Source organism: Wandonia sp. (genome assembly GCF_984588085.1).
The window spans coordinates 216,101-235,760 of the sequence record NZ_CFIGVI010000001.1 but is presented as its reverse complement, the minus strand read 5'-3'; the positions used below and the strand labels follow the sequence as shown (position 1 = coordinate 235,760).

The 19,660-nt window shown below is 40.5% G+C and carries 21 protein-coding genes; 7 read left to right on the top strand and 14 right to left on the bottom strand.

Annotated features, from left to right (window positions below; translation table 11 throughout):
* The first annotated feature begins 14 nt into the window (after nt 1-14).
* The gene (gene odhB, locus AC4PL9_RS01075) at nt 15-1,286 is read left to right on the top strand and encodes a 2-oxoglutarate dehydrogenase complex dihydrolipoyllysine-residue succinyltransferase (RefSeq protein ID WP_491602946.1); all 1,272 of its coding nucleotides are present in this window, start codon (nt 15-17) and stop codon (nt 1,284-1,286) included.
* A 78-nt stretch (nt 1,287-1,364) separates the two neighbouring features.
* On the opposite strand, the gene AC4PL9_RS01070 is transcribed toward odhB, so the two are convergent.
* The 7 genes from AC4PL9_RS01070 to AC4PL9_RS01040 form a co-directional block, all read right to left on the bottom strand.
* The gene (locus AC4PL9_RS01070; RefSeq protein ID WP_491602945.1) at nt 1,365-1,679 is read right to left on the bottom strand and encodes a DUF4286 family protein; all 315 of its coding nucleotides are present in this window, start codon (nt 1,677-1,679) and stop codon (nt 1,365-1,367) included.
* A 15-nt stretch (nt 1,680-1,694) separates the two neighbouring features.
* On the bottom strand, nt 1,695-3,539 hold the full coding sequence (locus tag AC4PL9_RS01065) for a tetratricopeptide repeat protein (RefSeq protein WP_491602944.1): 1,845 nt from the start codon (nt 3,537-3,539) through the stop codon (nt 1,695-1,697).
* Nucleotides 3,540-3,542: 3 nt separating this feature from the next.
* Nucleotides 3,543-4,082 (bottom strand): hypothetical protein, encoded by a 540-nt coding sequence (locus AC4PL9_RS01060; protein WP_491602943.1) that lies wholly within the window; start codon nt 4,080-4,082, stop codon nt 3,543-3,545.
* Between the two features lie 51 nt (nt 4,083-4,133).
* Nucleotides 4,134-5,405 (bottom strand): serine--tRNA ligase, encoded by a 1,272-nt coding sequence (gene serS / locus AC4PL9_RS01055; RefSeq protein WP_491602942.1) that lies wholly within the window; start codon nt 5,403-5,405, stop codon nt 4,134-4,136.
* Between the two features lie 144 nt (nt 5,406-5,549).
* Nucleotides 5,550-5,816: a 50S ribosomal protein L27 gene (rpmA, locus tag AC4PL9_RS01050; protein ID WP_343785195.1), complete on the bottom strand. Its 267-nt coding sequence runs from the start codon at nt 5,814-5,816 to the stop codon at nt 5,550-5,552.
* Nucleotides 5,817-5,853: 37 nt separating this feature from the next.
* Entirely contained in the window at nt 5,854-6,165 is a 312-nt protein-coding gene (rplU, locus tag AC4PL9_RS01045) for a 50S ribosomal protein L21 (protein WP_491602941.1), read from the bottom strand.
* An 80-nt stretch (nt 6,166-6,245) separates the two neighbouring features.
* Nucleotides 6,246-7,145, bottom strand: a complete 900-nt coding sequence (locus AC4PL9_RS01040) for a DMT family transporter (RefSeq protein ID WP_491602940.1) — start codon at nt 7,143-7,145, stop codon at nt 6,246-6,248.
* Nucleotides 7,146-7,268: 123 nt separating this feature from the next.
* Here AC4PL9_RS01040 and AC4PL9_RS01035 point away from each other — a divergent pair, with 123 nt between their 5' ends.
* Nucleotides 7,269-7,790: a heavy-metal-associated domain-containing protein gene (locus AC4PL9_RS01035; RefSeq protein ID WP_491602939.1), complete on the top strand. Its 522-nt coding sequence runs from the start codon at nt 7,269-7,271 to the stop codon at nt 7,788-7,790.
* A gap of 13 nt (nt 7,791-7,803) precedes the next feature.
* Here the strand turns inward: AC4PL9_RS01035 and AC4PL9_RS01030 are convergent, their stop codons facing one another.
* The 3 genes from AC4PL9_RS01030 to AC4PL9_RS01020 form a co-directional block, all read right to left on the bottom strand.
* Nucleotides 7,804-8,289, bottom strand: a complete 486-nt coding sequence (locus AC4PL9_RS01030; protein WP_491602938.1) for a regulatory protein RecX — start codon at nt 8,287-8,289, stop codon at nt 7,804-7,806.
* A 2-nt stretch (nt 8,290-8,291) separates the two neighbouring features.
* Complete coding sequence (locus AC4PL9_RS01025) at nt 8,292-9,839, bottom strand: Rne/Rng family ribonuclease (protein ID WP_491602937.1); 1,548 nt, start codon at nt 9,837-9,839, stop codon at nt 8,292-8,294.
* A 386-nt stretch (nt 9,840-10,225) separates the two neighbouring features.
* Nucleotides 10,226-10,516 (bottom strand): HU family DNA-binding protein, encoded by a 291-nt coding sequence (locus tag AC4PL9_RS01020; RefSeq protein WP_343785189.1) that lies wholly within the window; start codon nt 10,514-10,516, stop codon nt 10,226-10,228.
* Nucleotides 10,517-10,616: 100 nt separating this feature from the next.
* Here AC4PL9_RS01020 and mutY point away from each other — a divergent pair, with 100 nt between their 5' ends.
* The 5 genes from mutY to AC4PL9_RS00995 all read left to right on the top strand — a co-directional run bounded on the left by mutY (nt 10,617) and on the right by AC4PL9_RS00995 (nt 14,971).
* Nucleotides 10,617-11,633 carry an A/G-specific adenine glycosylase gene (mutY, locus tag AC4PL9_RS01015; protein WP_491602936.1) on the top strand — a complete coding sequence of 339 codons (1,017 nt, stop codon included), beginning with the start codon at nt 10,617-10,619 and terminating at the stop codon, nt 11,631-11,633.
* Nucleotides 11,634-11,722: 89 nt separating this feature from the next.
* The gene (locus AC4PL9_RS01010; RefSeq protein ID WP_491602935.1) at nt 11,723-12,196 is read left to right on the top strand and encodes a single-stranded DNA-binding protein; all 474 of its coding nucleotides are present in this window, start codon (nt 11,723-11,725) and stop codon (nt 12,194-12,196) included.
* A gap of 15 nt (nt 12,197-12,211) precedes the next feature.
* Nucleotides 12,212-13,567, top strand: coding sequence for a gliding motility-associated protein GldE (gldE, locus tag AC4PL9_RS01005; protein ID WP_491602934.1), 1,356 nt, complete (start codon nt 12,212-12,214; stop codon nt 13,565-13,567).
* On the top strand, nt 13,564-14,130 hold the full coding sequence (gene gldD, locus AC4PL9_RS01000) for a gliding motility lipoprotein GldD (protein ID WP_491602933.1): 567 nt from the start codon (nt 13,564-13,566) through the stop codon (nt 14,128-14,130). Before gldE ends, gldD begins: the two co-directional genes overlap by 4 nt.
* 79 nt (nt 14,131-14,209) lie before the next feature.
* Nucleotides 14,210-14,971 (top strand): cyclase family protein, encoded by a 762-nt coding sequence (locus tag AC4PL9_RS00995; protein WP_491602932.1) that lies wholly within the window; start codon nt 14,210-14,212, stop codon nt 14,969-14,971.
* 7 nt (nt 14,972-14,978) lie between these two features.
* On the opposite strand, the gene prfB is transcribed toward AC4PL9_RS00995, so the two are convergent.
* The 4 genes from prfB to AC4PL9_RS00975 form a co-directional block, all read right to left on the bottom strand.
* The gene (gene prfB, locus AC4PL9_RS00990; RefSeq protein WP_491602931.1) at nt 14,979-16,070 is read right to left on the bottom strand and encodes a peptide chain release factor 2; all 1,092 of its coding nucleotides are present in this window, start codon (nt 16,068-16,070) and stop codon (nt 14,979-14,981) included.
* Nucleotides 16,071-16,131: 61 nt separating this feature from the next.
* The gene (porG, locus tag AC4PL9_RS00985) at nt 16,132-16,977 is read right to left on the bottom strand and encodes a type IX secretion system protein PorG (protein ID WP_491602930.1); all 846 of its coding nucleotides are present in this window, start codon (nt 16,975-16,977) and stop codon (nt 16,132-16,134) included.
* A 68-nt stretch (nt 16,978-17,045) separates the two neighbouring features.
* Nucleotides 17,046-18,587: an acyl-CoA carboxylase subunit beta gene (locus tag AC4PL9_RS00980; RefSeq protein ID WP_491602929.1), complete on the bottom strand. Its 1,542-nt coding sequence runs from the start codon at nt 18,585-18,587 to the stop codon at nt 17,046-17,048.
* Between the two features lie 71 nt (nt 18,588-18,658).
* Nucleotides 18,659-19,549: a hypothetical protein gene (locus AC4PL9_RS00975; protein ID WP_491602928.1), complete on the bottom strand. Its 891-nt coding sequence runs from the start codon at nt 19,547-19,549 to the stop codon at nt 18,659-18,661.
* Between the last annotated feature and the right edge of the window lie 111 nt (nt 19,550-19,660).

Genomic DNA, 19,660 nt, shown 5'->3' with positions numbered 1-19,660 from the left:
GAAAACAAGATAAGATGTCCGTTTTAGAAATGAAAGTACCAAGTCCGGGGGAATCAATCTCGGAAGTTGAAATAGCAACATGGCTGGTTTCGGATGGTGACTATGTAGAAAAAGATCAGGCAATTGCAGAAGTTGACTCTGATAAAGCTACATTGGAACTACCTGCTGAGGAATCAGGTGTTATAACACTTAAAGCCGAAGAAGGTGACACTGTAGCTGTCGGGCAGGTAGTTTGCCTCATAGACACTTCTGCACCGCGTCCTGAGGGAAGCTCGGCTCCTGTTGAAGCTGCTCCAAAAGAAGAAACTCCAAAGACACCGGAAGTTCAGAAAGAAGCTGCTCCAGCTCCAAACCCTATGCCAGTTGAAGATAAATCGTCTTCAAATTATGCTACAGGAACTGCTTCTCCGGCTGCATCAAAAATCATGGCGGAGAACAATATCCAATCGGCACAGGTAAAAGGTACCGGAAAAGACGGAAGAATCACAAAGCAGGATGTCATCGCAGCTATGGCAGGGGGATTCTCAACTGATGCAGCAGCAGGATGGGGAGGAACTCGCGAGACAAAAGCAGAAAAAATGTCCATGCTACGTCGTAAAATTGCAGAACGTCTGGTTTCTGTTAAAAATGAAACGGCAATGCTTACTACTTTTAACGAGGTAGACATGAAGCCTATCATGGATTTGCGAAATGCATATAAAAAGAAATTTGCGGAGACACACGATGTTAACCTTGGATTTATGTCTTTCTTTACCAAAGCGGTAACAGAAGCGTTGAATCTATATCCTGCAGTTAATGCACAGATCGATGGAAAAGAAATTATTTTCCATGATTATGCTGACATAGGAATTGCCGTAAGCTCTCCGAAAGGACTTATGGTACCTGTTATTCGAAATGCGGAGCAAATGTCATTGGCAGAAATCGAGAGAGAAATTAAACGTCTTGCTATTCGTGCCCGTGACGGAAAAATTACTCCGGACGAAATGACAGGAGGTACATTCACTATCACTAACGGAGGGGTGTTCGGGTCAATGATGTCAACTCCGATTATTAATCCTCCTCAGTCAGCAATTCTGGGAATGCACAATATTGTTGAGCGTCCGGTTGCTATTGACGGTAAAGTGGAAATCCGCCCTATGATGTACCTTGCGTTGTCATACGATCACCGGATTATTGATGGAAAAGAATCTGTGAGCTTCCTTGTTAAAGTTAAGGAAATGCTTGAAAACCCTGAACGTATGTTGTTCGGCTCGAAAGATCCTTATGAGGTATTGCTAGGTTTATAAGAAAACAGTTATCGTATATAAATAAAATAGCCCCGGTAAACCGGGGCTATTTTTGTATTCAATCGTATCGTCTCTCTCTTACTTTTTAAACTCTCCCACTACTTCAAGAATGGTACGAAATGCTGCAAACCGTCCATTGTAACGAAGTGCGTGCTCACGTTGCAATTTAGGGGCAAACAGCGTATTGTATTGCTCTAAAACAGCCTTGCTTTCACACAGGTAAGAAATCGCATAAGACAATCCCCCTTCTTCCTCTGCATGAATCCTTGCAATACGACTTTCCAAAAACAATCCCGTAGCCATTACATCGGGAATGTGCACTTCCTTCATCCAATTCAGCCAATCATCGTGAACAGCCTCATCTATGCTTACAGTAACATTATATAATATCATCTTCTCTCTTTAAATTTACGGTGTTTCGTTCGTACCTTCGACACGACTACTTTCCCCGGTTAATTCCCTGAAACGCTTTCTTGCTTCAATAACATGCAAACTCCCCTTGTAATCAAAAAGGATCTTTCTATACCACTCTTTTGCTTTTTCTTTATCCTTTACGTGATAATCATAGATTGCAGCCAGTTGCATAACTGCATCATCGGCAAGAATGTCCTGTCCATGCAAATTATAAACTTTTTCCAGATAGGGAATTGCATCTTCCCAACGCCCCTGATATTGCATAGCACTTGCTTTTCGCATCAACACTTCATCTGCCAGTCCATGAAAAGGATAATATGTCAATACTGAATCATAAATGGCAAAGGCTTTTTCATACTGATGTTGTTCAAGCAACAAATCCGCCTGGGCAAACTGTTTCATCGCGACATAATTACTATCCAATCCCAGATTATCCGTAATCAGAAGCGATAGTTTCATTGCATCATTTGCTATTAGTTTACTAGTCGATCCCTTTAACACATCAAGTTGTGACTGGGCAAACATAAACTCTCCATCATAATAAAAGATACGGGCGTTCTTCAATTTCGCTTCCGCGCCAATTGCATCGTATTTGAAATCTTTATCTACCTGCATATAGAAAAGAGAGGCTTCCCAAATATTATCCAATAGTACTTCCGTATCACCCAACAGCAATTTCGCACGGGCAATTTCCATTTTAGGAACACCGGGAATGGCTAATGCAGCCGTTAATAAGGACTTTGCAGCCGTCGGTTCTCCGGCATAAAACGCTTTAATTTCTGCTAATTCCAGTATAAGGTTAAACGAATTGGCATTCTTCCCAACTCTGTCCAAAACAGTTTCATATTCCAGAATTGTCTGGCTGATCTCCTCCTTATTGAAGGATCTGTTCTGCGTTACCTCAATGAAAGAAGTATTCAGTAGCTCTTTCTCTGCTCTGTAAAAATAGACCTTATCAGCGCCCAACTCTTTTACATACTGAAATGCTTTTCGTGCTGTTTTATAATCTCCCGAGTGTTTAGCGATGACTCCCAACTCAAGAACATTCCTTCCTTCTTCCTTATACCTTTTGTCAAGTGCTTTAGCCTGGATCAATGCACCGGCAAAGTTTCCTCTGTGTAAATACAACCAAATCAACAACTCAGAATATACTTTTTCATCCGGACTCTTTTGAATACGTTCCAACAATTTCCGCCGCATCATTTCGTATTCTTCTGATTCTCCTTCTTCAAAACTCAGATAACGAGCCATGATATTCTGAACCGAAGACTTGTATGCCACACTATAGTCAATCAAACCAATGTACTCATTGATCATTTCTTCTGTATTACCTAGTGCACCATATGCTTCAGCTAACTGTATATTAAGTGGATACCGATCTTTCAGAAGTTTCCTCCCTTTTAACAGGGTTTCCAATGACCAGTCAAATTTAGACCTGGACTTAAATCGATTACTAAGATCAATCACTGCGGAACTGCTAGAAGGTAGATTATCGATCATCTCCCTGTACACCTTGTCTGCTTCTTCTTTTCGATCAGCTTCCTCAAGGATACTACCCAGCAGAACACCCATCTGATAATTCATCGGCTCTCTTCGCACGATTTTTTTCAGCTGCTTCTCTGCCTCATTTATGTCTCCCGTTTTCACAAGGCACTCTAGATATCTTTCAACATAGAATGGATTGTTTGAACGCTTTACAAGGTTTTCGTAGTATCCTAATGCCTTATCAAATTCACCCTGCGTATAGTACATATTAGCCAGTTCATGATCATTCCCCTGACTCATTGCCGGGGAGGTCGCAACCAGTATGAACAACACAAATAGGATTCTTCCAAACATTGATTAATCTTCCTTCAAGTTTTTTATCATTTCCTCAACTTTCGGGTTCGTTTCATAAAACTCCTCCAAAAGATGAACAAAACGGGATTCAAAATCCATGAAAGAGGTTGTAATAAGTGCTACATTTTCCCGTTCTGAGTTGATAAATGTTTCGTACTTATCCCGCTTTCCTGATCCATTGAGTATGTCTGTTCTAAGTTTACTCAACTGGGTTTTCTGAAAAGCAAAAACCGTGTCCAGGAAGTTTCTCTTCTGCGTGATAAATCCAGCCCCCTTACGGATTGCTTTATAGCGATTCATTGCACGTGCAAACTCCGCATCAATTGTATCATTATCATAAAACTGTTTGACACTGTGCTCGTTGTTCTGTGCGATTTCTCTTACTACCGTAAAACTATCCAGCGGCATCGAATAGTACAAACTTTCAAGACTGTCTAACTTTTCAGTCATCCCGTCAATTTCTGTAATATATCCTTTTCGCTCCGCATCAAGACATGCCGTCAAAAACACAGCCGCAGCTATAACTACTATAAATCTCCACATATTCTATAAACGTTTTATTTACTCCGAACGTATATATTGCCCGGAGTTGGGTTAATCTATTCTGTCAAACCCGGTAAACGGGTGCAGTACTTCCGGAATCAATATTCCGTTCTCCGTTTGATTATTCTCAAGAAGCGCTGCCATGATACGTGGCAAAGCCAGAGCACTACCATTTAGGGTATGGCATAATTGTGTTTTCTTGTCAGCTGACTTATAACGCAATTTCAATCGATTGGCCTGGAATGTTTCAAAATTGGAAACAGAAGAAACTTCTAGCCAGCGTCCCTGTGCCGCAGAATACACTTCAAAGTCATACGTAATTGCTGAAGTGAAACCTAAATCTCCACCGCATAATCTTAGAATACGATAGTGTAATCCCAGTTTTTCAAGTAATCCTTTTACATGATTAACCATATCGGTCAATGCAGCATCAGAACGGTCCGGATGCTCAATTCGTACCAATTCCACTTTATCAAACTGATGCAATCGGTTAAGCCCTCTTACATCTTTACCGTAAGATCCGGCTTCACGTCGAAAACAAGGTGTATATCCAGTTATCTTAACTGAAAAATCTTCTGTCGGAAGAATAACATCTCTGTACATATTCGTCAATGGTACTTCTGCCGTAGGAATCAAATACAAATCGTCTACTCCGACATGGTACATCTGTCCTTCTTTGTCAGGCAACTGTCCTGTCCCGTATCCACTGGCTTCATTTACCACCAATGGAGGAATAAACTCTTCGTATCCACCTCTCTCTGCTTCTGCAAGGAAAAAATTGATCAGTGCTCTCTGCAGTTTCGCCCCTTTACCTTTATAAATTGGGAATCCGGATCCGGTAACTTTTACTCCCAACTCAAAATCGATCAAGCCATACTTCTCCGTTAGCTCCCAGTGTGGAAGCGCATTTTCCGCAATATCGGCCTTTGCTCCAACTTCTTCTACAACTTCATTATCATTTTCACTGGATCCTGCCGGAACAATCTCTTTAGGCACGTTAGGCAAGGTGTATAACAGCTCAGTAATTTGTTGCTCCAAATCAGCCACTTTTTGCTTTACCTCCTGCTCACGTGATTTAATTTCTGCTGTTTTGGATTTCGCAGCATTCGCCTCTTCTACTTTTCCTTCCTTAAAAAGGCCTCCGATCTCTTTCGCCAACTTATTTGACTCAGCTCCCAGCTGATCCAATTCTCCTTTTAACGATCTCCACTGTGCATCTACTTCCAAAATTTCATCTAAAACAGGAAGTGCATCCAGATTTCTCTTCTTTAGTCCCGCTGCAATAGCGTCTTTTTCGTTACGAATACGTTGTATTTCGAGCATGATACTTGTTTATTTTCAATTGTAAAAATACATTTTATGCAATGAATATGGGTGGTTTTCAGCAAAAATACCTCAAATTTTACCCAACAAAAAAGGTGGCTGAATAATCAACCACCTTCTCTAATTTTGTTTAACGTCGGTTAATTATGCTTCAGTTTCAAAAGGAACAACTGAAACAAACGAACGATTATTTGCTTTTTTTCTGAATTCAACGACTCCATCAGTAAGAGCGTAAAGCGTATGATCTTTACCAATCCCTACGTTTTCTCCGGGATGATGTTGAGTTCCACGCTGACGCACGATGATATTTCCTGCGATAGCAGGCTGTCCACCAAAAATTTTAACTCCAAGACGTTTGCTTTCCGATTCACGTCCGTTTTTCGAACTACCGACTCCTTTCTTGTGTGCCATTTCTTTATAATTTTACTCAGGCTAACCTGATAATTCGTTACGCTTTAATATCGTTAATTGTAATTTCAGTAAAAGACTGACGATGACCATTTTTCACGCGGTATCCTTTACGTCTTTTCTTTTTAAATACAATCACTTTGTCACCTTTCACGTGACGATTTACTGAAGCAGATACTGCTGCTCCTTCTATAGCCGGGGCGCCAACGTTTACCTTACCATCATTATCTACCAAAAGAACGCGATCAAACGTAAGTTTGTCTCCTTCGGCAGCATCCAGACGGTGAACGAATACTCGCTGATCTTTCTGAACTTTAAACTGTTGCCCTGCTATCTCTACAATTGCGTACATATAGCTTGTTTTAAATTAATTCTTACCTAAATTTCAGGAGGGCAAAGATAGAGAAAATTTCTTAGTTAACAACTAATTGTTTATTTTTTCTTCCAGTTTGCTACAAATATACCTGTCAATATGACACTGAGTGCAAAGATCTGAAAGAAAGTAAACCGTTCATTGTCTGCCAAACCAATCAACATGGCAACTCCGGGAATTGCATACGTAACACTCGAAGCAAACAAAGTCGTTGTTCTTGCGATCAAAACGTTATATAAGTACACTCCCAAAACAGTTCCCATCAATGCCAGAACAATAGCGTAAAAGAATCCCTCTGCCGCGTACTCATTTTCCAAAAAAACAAGTGGTGTATCCAGGATGATAAATAGTGTCAACGCCGGAATAAATGTAAGCGAAAAAGCCAGTGAAGTGATTTTTAGTGCCGGAATACCTGCCAACCGGTATTTAATAAAATTCAAACTGGTTGCATAACAAATTGTAGCCAGAACAACCGCAAGAACATTGATTAAGCTCCCTTCAAAAGTCACCTCCTCACCCGCCAACACCAATAGAACAACACCGGAATTCCCAATGACTAAACCCATTATCTGACGGGCTGTTAACCGCTGACCAAAAATGAAAAAACTGATTAACACAGTAAAGACAGGAGTTGCTGAATTCAACATCCCTACGTATCCGGCATCTAAATGCTGCTGTGCATAGGTAAATAAAAAGGCCGGAAAGAAATTACCACAAAAACCAACAACCAGCAATGTGGTAAAAACACGATATGAATTGATTACTTTTAAATTCCGTAATGCTACCGGAAGTAAAACGGTGCTTGCCACCAGCATTCTAATCGAGGCAACCTGTGTATTTGAAAAGACAGGGACTCCCTCCCAGGTGAACATACTGTGCTTCATGAGGAAAAAGGAACTCCCCCAAATACAGGCCAGTATAAAAAACAAACCCCAGTCTTTCCACCTATCCTGATTCATCCTGCAAAAGTAATCTATTTACTTCTGAAACTGCTTCAATTTGAATCGATATCCATTCACTTTTCTGAACGGATTACTACATTCCTAAAATGTTTTTCGTATTTTTGTTTAAAACACATAGACATGAACTGGAAAATGCTTGGCCTAAGCGCTCTGTTATTCGGGACTATAACTGCTTGTGAGCAAAACGAAAACAAAGTTGAAAGTGCATCGAAACAAGAAGTAACTACGGACGAGGTTTTTGCTGTAGAACCCAATTCCGTTGCTTTCGTAGAAGTTCAGGGAATGTCCTGTGAAATGGGCTGTGGAAGTGAAATCCGCAAAGGGCTGAAATCTTCAGGAGCTGTAGCTTCTACTAAGTTTGTAGATTTTGACGCTGATAATGAGACCAATATTGCTCGTATCGAATTTGACGATGCAGACCTTACTGACACTGATATCAAAAAAATTATCGAAGGATTAAATGATGGCCAGTTCACAGTAGGAACTATTGAAATCAATCAATTGGATAAGACACACGAAACCACAACAAGCGACGAAAATACAGAGGAAGTAAAGAAAAGTGAGAATACAACAACAACTATGTCTGAAACTACCTGGGAATTCCCTAATCTTTTCGATCTGTTCTCAACTCTTGTCATGTAACAATTACCAGAAACTAATCTTCTGTAGAATTCAATTCATTTAGGACTTCGTTCGCAATATCATTTTCGTATCCCCTTTGTGTAAGGTACCTGAGTACTTTTGCTTTTCTGTTCCAGTCATTCTTCTCAGATCTGAGATCACCCCATTTTCTCTCTGCCAAATATAAAGCACGCTTGTAATATTCGTCAGAATCTATTTCTTCCATACCATATTTGATACAGCGATCATTTACCTGTTTCTGTTTGAGGTACTGACGAATTTTAATCCTTCCCCATCCTTTCATTCTAAATTTACCGGAACAATACGATCTGGCAAACCTTTCTTCATTCAGAAAATCAAAACCGATTAATTCCGCTACCAAGCGATCCACATCCTCACGATCGAGTCCGTAACTATAAAGTTTTCTTTCAACCTCAGAAAAGCAGCGATCCTGATAAGCACACCATGCTTCAATTTTGGATTTAACCTCCAATAAAGAGTATTTACGCTCTGACCTCATTGTCAGAGCGCAATCTCTTTTTTATCTTTATCAACGAATGAGTATTGCATAAGATGATGAGCAGCAATTCCCCTTACAGGGATCCACTTCTTGTACTTAAAGAACCATTTTACCTGACGAGATAACAAACCTCTCTTGAAATGCGATTCAAGATACGGATGCACCCATAAAGTAACATCTTTCATTTTCCGGTCTTCAAGTAAGTAGTGCAGGTTATTTTCAATTTCTTCCGCAAACAGAATAGACGCCTGAATCTCTCCTGTTCCATTACACGTCGGACAGCTCTCGTTCGTATTAATATCTGTTTCCGGACGAACACGCTGACGTGTTATCTCAACAACACCGAACTTGGAAGGAGGCAAAATATTATGCTTTGCTCTGTCCGGCTTCATAAACTCTTTCAGATGCTCATACAAGGCTTTATTATTCTCCTTGTCGTGCATATCTATAAAATCGATAGCGATAATCCCACCCATATCACGCAATCGCAGAACACGGGCAATCTCTTCTGCTGCTTCAACATTCGTAGCAAGAGCATTATCTTCCTGCCCTTCAGCTCCTTTTCGGTTACCACTATTCACGTCAATAACGTGCATAGCTTCAGTGTGCTCTATTATCAGGTAACCACCAGAAGCCAATGGAACTTTTTTACCGAAAAGCGCTTTGATCTGCTTATTGATACCAAAGCGTTCAAAAGCAGAAATTTTCCCATCGTAATGCTTTAAGATTTTCTCTCTGCCGGGAGCAATTGAAGTAACATATTCCTTCATCTCTTCGAGCAGCCCGACATCATTCACATGAATAGCGGTAAAATCGCTATTCAACATATCGCGTAACAAAGAAGACGCCTTGTTCAGCTCACCTAAAACTCTGGAAGGAGGAGTTGCTGTTTTTAAATTTGCAAACATCTTTTTCCACTTCTCCATCAGGTTTTTCAAATCCCCATCAAGCTGTTCAACTTTTTTGTTTTCTGCTACCGTACGAATAATTACCCCAAAATTCTTCGGCTTAATGCTCTCCAGAATTCCTTTCAAACGATCTCGCTCTTCGGGATCTTTAATTTTTTGGGAAATTGAAATTTTATTCGAAAACGGCACAAGAACAATGTAACGCCCTGCCAGTGTAATTTCTGAACAGAGGCGTGGACCTTTACTTGAAATGGGTTCTTTTGCGACCTGTACCAGTATAGGCTGAGCAGTAGCTACAACGTCATCAATTTTACCATCTTTAGGAATATCATTCTCTGACTTAAAATACAATAAGTCAGGGACACTTTGTTTACCGTCCAGTGTCTGTCGGACGAACTTATTGAGGGAATTGTACTGAGGACCTAAATCCAGATAATGAAGAAAAGCGTCCTTTTCATACCCAACATCAACAAATGACGCATTAAGTGAAGGCACGACTTTTCGCACCTTCCCAAGGTATAAATCACCGACCATAAAGTCGTTGTTACCTTTTTCCTCGTGTAATTCAATCAGCTTCCCCTCACGAAGTAACGCCAGCCAAATCCCTTGAGGACGGGCATCAACAACTAATTCTAAACTCACGGAAGCTCTATTTGGTTAAACACAAACATGCCAGAACTAACTGAACACGTCATCACGCGTTCCCTACCCGGAAACACCACGTAACGAAAAAAGAAAAACTTAGCAGAACATTCTACTAAGCATTTCAGTAAAAAATCTGTCACAGAACGTGAAGATTACTTCTTCTTCTTATGACGGTTTTTTCTTAGTCTTTTCTTACGCTTGTGCGTAGCCATCTTGTGTCTTTTTCTTTTTTTTCCGCTTGGCATACTATATAATTTTAAATATTAAACTTCTTAAAAACAAACCTGTTTTACGATAAAATAAAACACTCCTGCTTAAAAAACAGGAGTGCAAAGATAATGAATACGTTTTAATTCACAAATTAATGTGAAAAAAAGTCGCAATTACTTAACTTTTACGTTGTTCTTTACTTCTTCAACAAAAGTTTTTGCAGGCTTGAATGCTGGGATATTATGCGCAGGAATAATAATAGTCGTGTTCTTCGAAATGTTTCTTCCTGTCTTCTCAGCTCTCTCCTTCACGATGAAGCTCCCGAAACCACGTAAATATACGTTCTCTCCTTTAGAAAGTGAGGATTTAATGGAGTCCATAAACGCCTCAACAACTTTTTGTGTTTCCATCTTCTCCAATCCTGTTCCTTCCGAAATCTCAGCAACGATATCTGCCTTTGTCATAATTTAACTATTTTAATTGTCTAAAAACGAAATGTTTATCACTGCAAATTTAAGTCACATATTCGTTGTAACTTTGTTTTTTAGACAGACATATAAAAACATGGTTCAAACTAGCGCTTTTTCACTATTAATTCAGAATTGGTACATTGAAAATCACCGTGATTTACCCTGGAGAAACACTGATTCCCCTTATTTTATCTGGCTATCGGAGGTTATTCTACAACAAACCCGTGTTGTTCAGGGACTGGATTATTACCACAAATTCACACAGCTCTTTCCTACGGTTCATGATCTAGCAAATGCATCGGAACAAGAAATCCTTAACGCCTGGCAAGGTCTCGGATATTACAGCAGAGCCCGAAATCTTCATAAAACAGCAATACATGTTGACCAACAATACAGCGGGGTTTTCCCTGACTCGTATAAAGAGCTTTTATCTCTTCCCGGTGTAGGTCCTTACACAGCAGCTGCTATTGCTTCCTTTTCCTATAATCTTCCGCATGCAGTCGTTGACGGGAACGTATTCCGCGTGTTGAGCAGAGTATTTTCCGTTGACACTCCTATTGACTCAACAAAAGGAAAGAAAGAATTCTCAGAACTCGCAGACAACCTTCTTGATAAAGTACACCCCGGAAGACATAATCAGGCAATTATGGAACTTGGAGCGCTCGTATGTTCTCCAAAAAACCCTGATTGCAGTTCCTGCCCGGTAGCGGAAATTTGTTCAGCAAGAGCAAACGGGAATCAGGAAAATTTTCCGGTCAAGGAAAAGAAAACGAAAGTCCGAAACAGGTACTTTCACTTCCTATTAATAGAAGAAAAGAATAAGCTGGTAATACAACAGCGCCAGGGAAAGGATATCTGGGAAAACATGTATCAACTTCCGCTTATTGAAACCTCCACTCCTGAACTCAGTATTGAGAAGAGTAATTTCAGTGAACCGGTCGCCAGCTACTCCCATCAACTTAGCCATCAAAAAATACATGCTCTGTTTTATAAGTCTCCTGAAATTCCCGAAGAAGTAGATGCATCTCTTTGCCGCTGGATAGAAAAGGAGGAGCTAAACGACTTCCCCTTACCCAGATTAATTGACCGTTTTTTCGAAGAACAGGAATAAGGCAGGTAGCTGGTTTCCTGAACTGGTGACGATTAAAATGTAAGTGAAAATCAAAAAAAATACGTACGTTTGTTACAAGATTCAGCAAAATGGCAGGAAGCGTAAATAAAGTTATATTAATAGGAAATTTGGGACGTGACCCGGAAGTTCGTTATCTGGAGTCAGGTGTGCCCGTCGCGGGCTTTTCGCTTGCTACTTCAGAAACTTATACCGACAGAACTACCGGTGAACGCAGAAATCAGACCGAGTGGCACAATATTGTTCTTTGGAGAGGGCTAGCTGAGGTAGCAGAAAAATACCTTAAAAAAGGTCAGAAAGTTTATATTGAAGGGAAATTACGCACCCGTTCATGGAATGATAAAGACGGCAATATGCGTTATACAACTGAAATTATTGCTGATAATATGACCATGCTCTCACCACGAGAAGAAATGACACAAGGTCAACAGGGTGGTGGTTCTAATCAAGCGAAACCGTCTTACCCTCCGACTCGTGAAGAAAACAGACCTCACACTCCGATGAGTAACGATTTTATGGAAGATGATGATGATTTGCCATTTTAATCAATAATAGCTTATATGTCTGATATTGAACCGTCCAGTATTTTCCCCTTAATTGGGGCCATTCAATTTGACTTACTCTTTGTAGTCAATTCATTAATTTTAGTCGTACTTCTTTTTCTGTCCGCGCTTATTTCAGGTTCGGAAGTAGCTTTTTTCTCTTTAGAGCCCAAGCATATTGAGGAGTTAAAATCTGAAAAATCCAAACGCAACGATCTCGTTCTGGATTTACTCTCCAAACCCAAAGAACTTTTGGCAACAATCCTTATCACAAACAATTTTGTCAATGTAGGAATAATTGTTCTTTCAGGTTTTATGACAGAAGACTTATTCAGAGAAGCTTTTTGGGTTGCGCATCCTACTCTTGCCTTTTTTACTCAGGTTGTAGGGATTACATTCGTTATCCTTCTTATCGGAGAGGTCATCCCCAAAGTTTTTGCCACAAAGAATGGTTTAGCTCTTGCGCGGTTTATGGGATACCCCCTACGCGCAACCTCAAAAATACCTCCTTTCTCCTGGTTAATGTACGGATTGGTTTACGGAACAGAAATCATAAACAAAAAGGCTAAGAAAAGAGAGTTAAAACTGTCAACAGATGATCTGGAACAGGCACTGGCACTGACCAAGGAAGAAAACAGTGATGAAGAGGAACATAAAATTCTGGAAGGAATTGTGAAATTTGGAAACACAGATGTTAAACAAATTATGTGTTCCCGCGTGGATACTATCGCTATTGATGAAGAATCCGATTATAATGAAGTTCTCGAAACAATTCTTGAAAGTGGATTTTCGCGTATTCCTGTTTATCGGGAGTCGTTTGACAATGTTATCGGGATACTCTATGTTAAGGATCTGTTAGCACACCTTAGTGAGGAGACTACTTTCTCCTGGCAAAGTCTGATTCGGACACCCTTCTTTGTTCCTGAAAATAAAAAGATTGACGATTTGCTTAAAGACTTTCAGAACAGAAAGATGCACATGGCTGTTGTTGTTGACGAATACGGTGGCACCAATGGTATTGTCACACTGGAGGATGTTTTAGAGGAAATTGTCGGGGAAATAACAGATGAATTTGATGATGATGATCTTGTCTACAGCAAAATCAACGATACTACCTATGTATTTGAAGGTAAGACTCCTCTTTTGGATATGTATAAGGTGCTGAATATTGACGGAAGAGAATTTGAAGATGTTAAAGGAGACTCAGATTCTATTGCCGGGTTTATGATCGAGCAGGCCGGAAAAATATTGCGGAAAAATGAACGTTTACATTTCAACGGGTTGACTTTTGTTGTTGAAGCTTCAGACAAAAGAAGAGTAAAAATGGTCAAGGTCATTAGACAACCGGAAAAAACGCAGGAAGAGAACAGATGAAAAGATTCGTAATATACATGATGATTGCAGGTATAGTAACCGCCTGTTCAGAAGAAGAATTTTATATTCCCAAACCAACTGCACCACTTCGCATGGAGTTTCCGGAAAGAGCCTATACGCGTGTTGTAGATGACTGTCCTTATTCGATGGAACTGGCAACATATATGAATAGCAAAGTTGCTTCAGAGGGCTCTTGTCACAAAGATATAGATCTGACGCAATTCAATGGTGTTATTCATCTCAGCTACCTTCCCGTTGATACCGCTTTATCCGCCTATATTAATTACTCTATCCAAAAGGTACAGGACCATATTGTTAAAGCTGCCGCTATAGAAGACACTACTATCATTAATGCTGATCAAAGGATTTTTGGGACCTTTTTTGACATACAGGGGAATGCTGCTTCTCCGTTCCAGTTTTATTTCACAGACAGTACTGACCACTTTATTCGCGGCGCGGTTTACTTCAATGCCAAACCAAATTACGACTCGATTTATCCGGTGTTACAATACGTTCGCGAAGACCTCATTCATCTGATGGAGTCTACCGAATGGAAGAAATAGGAGTCAATTTCGCTTTTCTTATCCCTCACAAAGCCGTTTCTACTTCAAAAATTTGATTATTTTTAGGAAAAAACCAATTATGCGGCTACAGATCAGTCACGATGAATATATTGAAACTTCTGAAGGCATAGATGTATCTATAGAACTTACAAACAAGTCTCACAACCCAAGAGCCTGGTATGTCGACCTTCCTGAATTTGAGCCTGTACGAGCAAATGGTTTTACGGGTTCCGTAGCCGAGGGTGGATCCGTCAATTTCCGGAATATTGCTTTTAACCCTCACGGACACGGCACACATACCGAATGTCTAGGGCATATAAGCAGGGAAGTCGAAAGTATTAACTCACATCTGAAAGAGTTTTGGTTTACAGCACAAGTGATCACTGTAACTCCTGAAAAAAGACGTCACCCTGACGAAGGGATTGAAGATAATGTCATCACACTTGACCAAATCCGAAAATCAGTAGAAATACACGCAGAGGCACTTGTTATCCGTACCCTTCCCAATACGGAAAGTAAAAAGTCTACTGTTTACTCGGGAACTAATCCTCCTTATTTTGATGCAGATATTGCTGATTATCTTGTGTCCCGTGGAGTCAAACATCTTCTTGTAGATCTTCCCAGTGTGGACAGAGAAGTTGATGCAGGTATTCTTGATTTTCATCATCGGTTTTGGTGTTACCCGAGTACCCCCCGTTTCGATGCAACAATCACGGAGTTAATCTATGTTCCTGAAACGGTAAATGACGGAATTTACATCCTCAATCTTCAGGTTGCTGCTTTTGATAATGACGCTGCGCCTTCACGTCCCGTCTTGTTTGCAATACAAAAAGTTAACTAACTATTTATTAGATCTTTTCTCCGTACATCATAAGGTAAGCTTTCAGGAAATCGTTAATGTCTCCGTCCATTACTGCCTCAACATTTCCTGTCTCATGAGCCGTCCTCACATCTTTAACCAGTTTATACGGGTGCATTACATAATTCCGGATCTGCGAACCCCACTCAATCTTTTTCTTCCCTGCTTCGATTTCATTTCGCTTTTCCATACGTGCTCTCAACTCCAATTCATATAACTGTGATTTCAGAAGTTGCATAGCTTTTTCCTTGTTCCCCAACTGAGACCTGGACTCAGAGTTCTCTATAATAATCCCGGAAGGAGTGTGTCGTAAACGAACAGCCGTTTCTACTTTATTTACGTTCTGCCCGCCTTTTCCACCTGAACGGAAGGTTTCAAACGTAATGTCAGCAGGGTTGATTTGAATTTCAATCGAATCATCTACCAACGGATATACATATACGGAAGCAAATGAAGTATGTCGTTTTGCGTTGGAATCAAAAGGAGATATTCTGACAAGGCGATGAACTCCGTTCTCTCCCTTCAGGTAACCAAAAGCAAATTCACCCTCAAATTCAAGAGTTACTGTCTTGATTCCGGCGACATCCCCTTCCTGGTAGTTAATCTCCTTGACCTTATACCCATTCTTCTCTCCCCACATCATGTACATACGCATCAACATAGATGCCCAGTCGCAACTCTCTGTTCCTCCGGCTCCGGCTGTAATTTGCAAAACAGCGTTCAAACTGTCTTCTTCACTCGACAACATATTTTTCAGCTCCAGTTCTTCTACTTTTTCAAGCAGTCGATCATAATGCGAGCTTACTTCTTCTTCTGTCGCTTCCCCTTCTTTGAAAAACTCCAGTAAAACACTCAGGTCATCCAATTGTGAGCTGACTTCATCAAATGTTTCTACCCAGTATTTCTTTCCTCTGATTTTTTTTAACAGTATTTCTGCTTCTTTCGGATCATCCCAAAACGCAGGATCTTGTGTACGAATCTCGTCTTCACTTACTTCAAGTCGTTTCTGATCGATCGAAAGGTAAGCTTTCATTTTATCTATTCGCTGTCCCAGCTCCTTAATATGGTCTTGATTAATCATGTCACAAAAATAGGGTATTGTCCGTAATATTATACGTACAGGTTAAAAATGAAAGAAATTATCAGCGTCCCGTCCAGCAGGTTGAAGGGTCTCCCAAAGTAACCGTCAGCATCAACCCGAAGAAACTATACCAATCTTTATTGTTTGGATCGCCTCTTCTGTAGCCCGTATTTACTCCTTCATGTCCCAGAGGTGTTATACTTCTATCCGAAAGAGCAGCAGCCATTGGCCCGTTAATTTCTGCAAGTGCCACTGGATCAACGTAACTTCCGCTCACATCATCAATATAGTCGGTGAATGTCCAACGCAAACCGTATTCAATTCCGATTGAGACTCTTTTTCCGATACTCATTTTCAGTCCCAGTCCCATAGGAACAGCCAACTGTGTCAACGGGTATGTTTTTTTCGAAGAGAGCACTGTTCCCTGCCCCTCTGTACCAAGCGGGCGTAGTTCAACCCATTCGCCATTCAAGTTTGCTTTGGGATTCATATAAAAACCGCCAATCCCTCCGAACATATAGGAGGTAATCCAATACTTCTTGTTTCCAACCTCGTATTGAAAGTAGTTAAACTCAAAACCGGCAGCTACTTCGATAATAGGTGAACGAAAACTCAGGTTCCTGTTCCGCTGAAAGTCATAGGGAGAACGACTGTCATCTCCCCTTACATTTCCATAAAAAGCAGTAAGTCTGAGCGCCAGTCGTGAGTGGGCATTATACCTGAATATAAGTCCTCCGGCAGGTTCTATTTGCTGAAAATGTCCCATCCGGTTCAATTCTCCAGTGTAGTAACTACCTCCCAACATAATTCCCAATTCCGACCGGGAAGCAAAACTACGTCGGGTCTGACCGTAAGCGGAGCCTACGATAAGAATCAAAGAAGCTATGACAAAAAATGGTATTCTCATCCTTTTATAATGCACACAAATCTTATAGAAGTATAAAAACGTTGTATTTACCAGGTTATTTTATCCGTTTACAGCGGAATGTTTCCGTGTTTCTTTTGTGGTAGTACTTCTTTCTTCGACTTCAACGATAATAGAGCCTTTATTATTCGTTCCCGTGTCTCTTCGGGGAAAATAACATCATCCACAAAACCTTTCTCAGCAGCACGATACGGATTCGCAAATGCCGCTGCATACTCTTTTTCTTTGTTCTGTAATTCCTGCTCAGGATCCTGTGCTCCTGCTATCTCTCTCCTAAAGATAATTTCAGCTGCTCCCTTGGCTCCCATCACTGCAATTTCCGCATTGGGCCAGGCATAGTTCAGATCAGCACCTGTATGTTTAGAATTCATGACATCGTACGCACCTCCATATGCTTTCCGTGTGATAACCGTAACGCGTGGAACAGTTGCTTCGCAAAAAGCATATAATAATTTTGCACCATGATTAATAATTCCTCGCCACTCCTGGTCTGTCCCCGGAAGGAATCCCGGAACATCTTCCAATACAACTAACGGAATATTAAACGAATCACAAAAACGTACAAATCGTGCCCCTTTTCGGGACGAGTCAATATCCAACACCCCCGCCATCTGAGCCGGTTGATTAGCCACTATTCCTACGGCTATTCCATTAATTCTTGCAAACCCGACTACTATATTCGGAGCATATTTTTCATGTACTTCCATGAAGGTCTGATCATCTATCAGACAATCAATCACTTCACGCATATCGTACGGCTGATTTGGGTTTTCAGGAACAATACTGCGAATTCGGGTCAGTTTCTCAGAATCAAAAGAGAATTCCTTCTGATCCGTCATACGTTCTGTATTATTCTGAGGGATATAGGTCATTAATTTCCGTACCTGCTTAATAGCAGTCAGGTCGTTTGGCGAAGTAAAGTGTGTTACACCTGACTTCACCGCGTGTGCCTCTGCGCCCCCAAGGTCTTCCGCATTCACTTCTTCATGTGTAACTGTTTTTACAACATTCGGACCGGTTACAAACATATAACTGGTATCCTCTACCATAAAGACAAAATCTGTCAACGCAGGACTGTATACCGCTCCTCCTGCACAGGGTCCCATTATCAGAGATAACTGAGGGATTACTCCCGACGCCTTGGTGTTCCGATAAAATATATCTGCATATCCTGCCAGAGAAACGACTCCTTCCTGAATTCTTGCTCCACCGGAATCATTCATACCGATAAGCGGTGCATTGTTTTTCATCGCAAGATCCATAATCTTACAAATCTTTGCAGCATGTGCTTCAGATAAAGATCCGCCGAGAACCGTGAAATCCTGAGAAAAAACGTATGTCAGTCTCCCATGGATTGTCCCGAACCCGGTCACTACACCATCACCCGGAAATTTTTGATTTTCCAAACCGAAATCAGAGCTGTTGTGCTGAACAAATCCTCCCATTTCCTGAAAAGAGTCTTCGTCGAGCAATAATTCGACTCTCTCTCTTGCGGTAAGTTTTCCTTTTGCATGCTGAGCCGCAACCCGCTGCTCTCCACCACCAACTTTAGCTTTCTCTCTCTTATCTGCAAGTACCTGATCTGCCTTCATTCTGTCAATCGTTCAATTTGACGTTAAATATAGTAGAATTTCAGCGAAAAAGAGAGAGTAGTATCTCTACATTAGAATCGGAAACCGAAAAACAGACCTACATGTTGATAAACAATATCATTTTCGTTTCTCATTCTTCCGTAGTTAAATTCGATTCCCCCACCTATCTTGTTGTACCAAAACTTAATATGAGGATTAACGGAAACCCCCAAATTAGGAGGGAATACAAAATCATTATATCTTGTCAATGCAAACATCATTCCTCCATTTACCTGAAAATCGATTCCCATATTTCTCTTTTCATTCAGGAATAAGGTTCCAACGATTCCGGGACGAACAATTGAAAAGTTCATATTTGGGAAAAAGTCACCATTGTTAAAATTAGACAGCCCCATGTTCAATGACAGGTAATTAATATCTAATCCCAAACGAAATTTCTTTTCTCCCCGACCAAAAAAGAACTTATTTCCCAACTTCAGATTTAATGCAAACATATTATCACGTGTTCGCACGGTTTGCACTGTTGAGCCTATGTAATATCCGTTTTCATCGTACATTTCCACATACTCCTGTCTGTCATATACATACGAGTCAAATCCGGCAAATGTCAAATCCAGATACAGTTTAATATTCTCTTTTTTTCTTGAAACAGGACGTTCCTCTGTTTTTTGAGCAGTTGTAACAGCATCTGTTGACGTCTTCAGCCCTTCTTTCTCCAACTTATCCAACTCATCTTTCAGTTGAGCTGCTTTTTTATAATCTTTATCTTTCAATGCAATTTCCAACTCCTCACGAAGTTCAAGCTCTCTTGAAAGTTTTGCAGCTTCATCATATTTTTCTGCAGCAGCCTGTTCTTCAATCAGCTCAGGCAATTGCGCAATTCTCTCTTTATTTGTCTGTTGCTGTCCCATTGCTATCGAAACAACAAAAAGCATCGCTAAAATCAGTCCTACCTTTTTCATAAATCAAGTTGTAAGTTTGCGTTATTTTCTTTCAAAGAAACAAAAATTCAGTCATAAGACGTAAATAATTTACTTTTATTGCGCAACCTGTAATTATTCTTAACTCAGATT

Coding starts and splice junctions, on each gene's coding strand:
- rplU (WP_491602941.1), bottom strand. CDS start 6,165: ATGTACGCAATTGTAGAGATAGCAGGGCAACAGTTTAAAGTTCAGAAA.
- AC4PL9_RS01035 (WP_491602939.1), top strand. CDS start 7,269: ATGAACTGGAAAATGCTTGGCCTAAGCGCTCTGTTATTCGGGACTATA.
- prfB (WP_491602931.1), bottom strand. CDS start 16,070: ATGATTAATCAAGACCATATTAAGGAGCTGGGACAGCGAATAGATAAA.
- AC4PL9_RS00975 (WP_491602928.1), bottom strand. CDS start 19,549: ATGAAAAAGGTAGGACTGATTTTAGCGATGCTTTTTGTTGTTTCGATA.
- AC4PL9_RS01060 (WP_491602943.1), bottom strand. CDS start 4,082: ATGTGGAGATTTATAGTAGTTATAGCTGCGGCTGTGTTTTTGACGGCA.
- gldE (WP_491602934.1), top strand. CDS start 12,212: ATGTCTGATATTGAACCGTCCAGTATTTTCCCCTTAATTGGGGCCATT.
- AC4PL9_RS01065 (WP_491602944.1), bottom strand. CDS start 3,539: ATGTTTGGAAGAATCCTATTTGTGTTGTTCATACTGGTTGCGACCTCC.
- porG (WP_491602930.1), bottom strand. CDS start 16,977: ATGAGAATACCATTTTTTGTCATAGCTTCTTTGATTCTTATCGTAGGC.
- AC4PL9_RS01030 (WP_491602938.1), bottom strand. CDS start 8,289: ATGAGGTCAGAGCGTAAATACTCTTTATTGGAGGTTAAATCCAAAATT.
- AC4PL9_RS01020 (WP_343785189.1), bottom strand. CDS start 10,516: ATGACAAAGGCAGATATCGTTGCTGAGATTTCGGAAGGAACAGGATTG.
- AC4PL9_RS01010 (WP_491602935.1), top strand. CDS start 11,723: ATGGCAGGAAGCGTAAATAAAGTTATATTAATAGGAAATTTGGGACGT.
- gldD (WP_491602933.1), top strand. CDS start 13,564: ATGAAAAGATTCGTAATATACATGATGATTGCAGGTATAGTAACCGCC.
- AC4PL9_RS00995 (WP_491602932.1), top strand. CDS start 14,210: ATGCGGCTACAGATCAGTCACGATGAATATATTGAAACTTCTGAAGGC.
- AC4PL9_RS01070 (WP_491602945.1), bottom strand. CDS start 1,679: ATGATATTATATAATGTTACTGTAAGCATAGATGAGGCTGTTCACGAT.
- mutY (WP_491602936.1), top strand. CDS start 10,617: ATGGTTCAAACTAGCGCTTTTTCACTATTAATTCAGAATTGGTACATT.
- rpmA (WP_343785195.1), bottom strand. CDS start 5,816: ATGGCACACAAGAAAGGAGTCGGTAGTTCGAAAAACGGACGTGAATCG.
- AC4PL9_RS01040 (WP_491602940.1), bottom strand. CDS start 7,145: ATGAATCAGGATAGGTGGAAAGACTGGGGTTTGTTTTTTATACTGGCC.
- AC4PL9_RS00980 (WP_491602929.1), bottom strand. CDS start 18,587: ATGAAGGCAGATCAGGTACTTGCAGATAAGAGAGAGAAAGCTAAAGTT.
- odhB (WP_491602946.1), top strand. CDS start 15: ATGTCCGTTTTAGAAATGAAAGTACCAAGTCCGGGGGAATCAATCTCG.
- serS (WP_491602942.1), bottom strand. CDS start 5,405: ATGCTCGAAATACAACGTATTCGTAACGAAAAAGACGCTATTGCAGCG.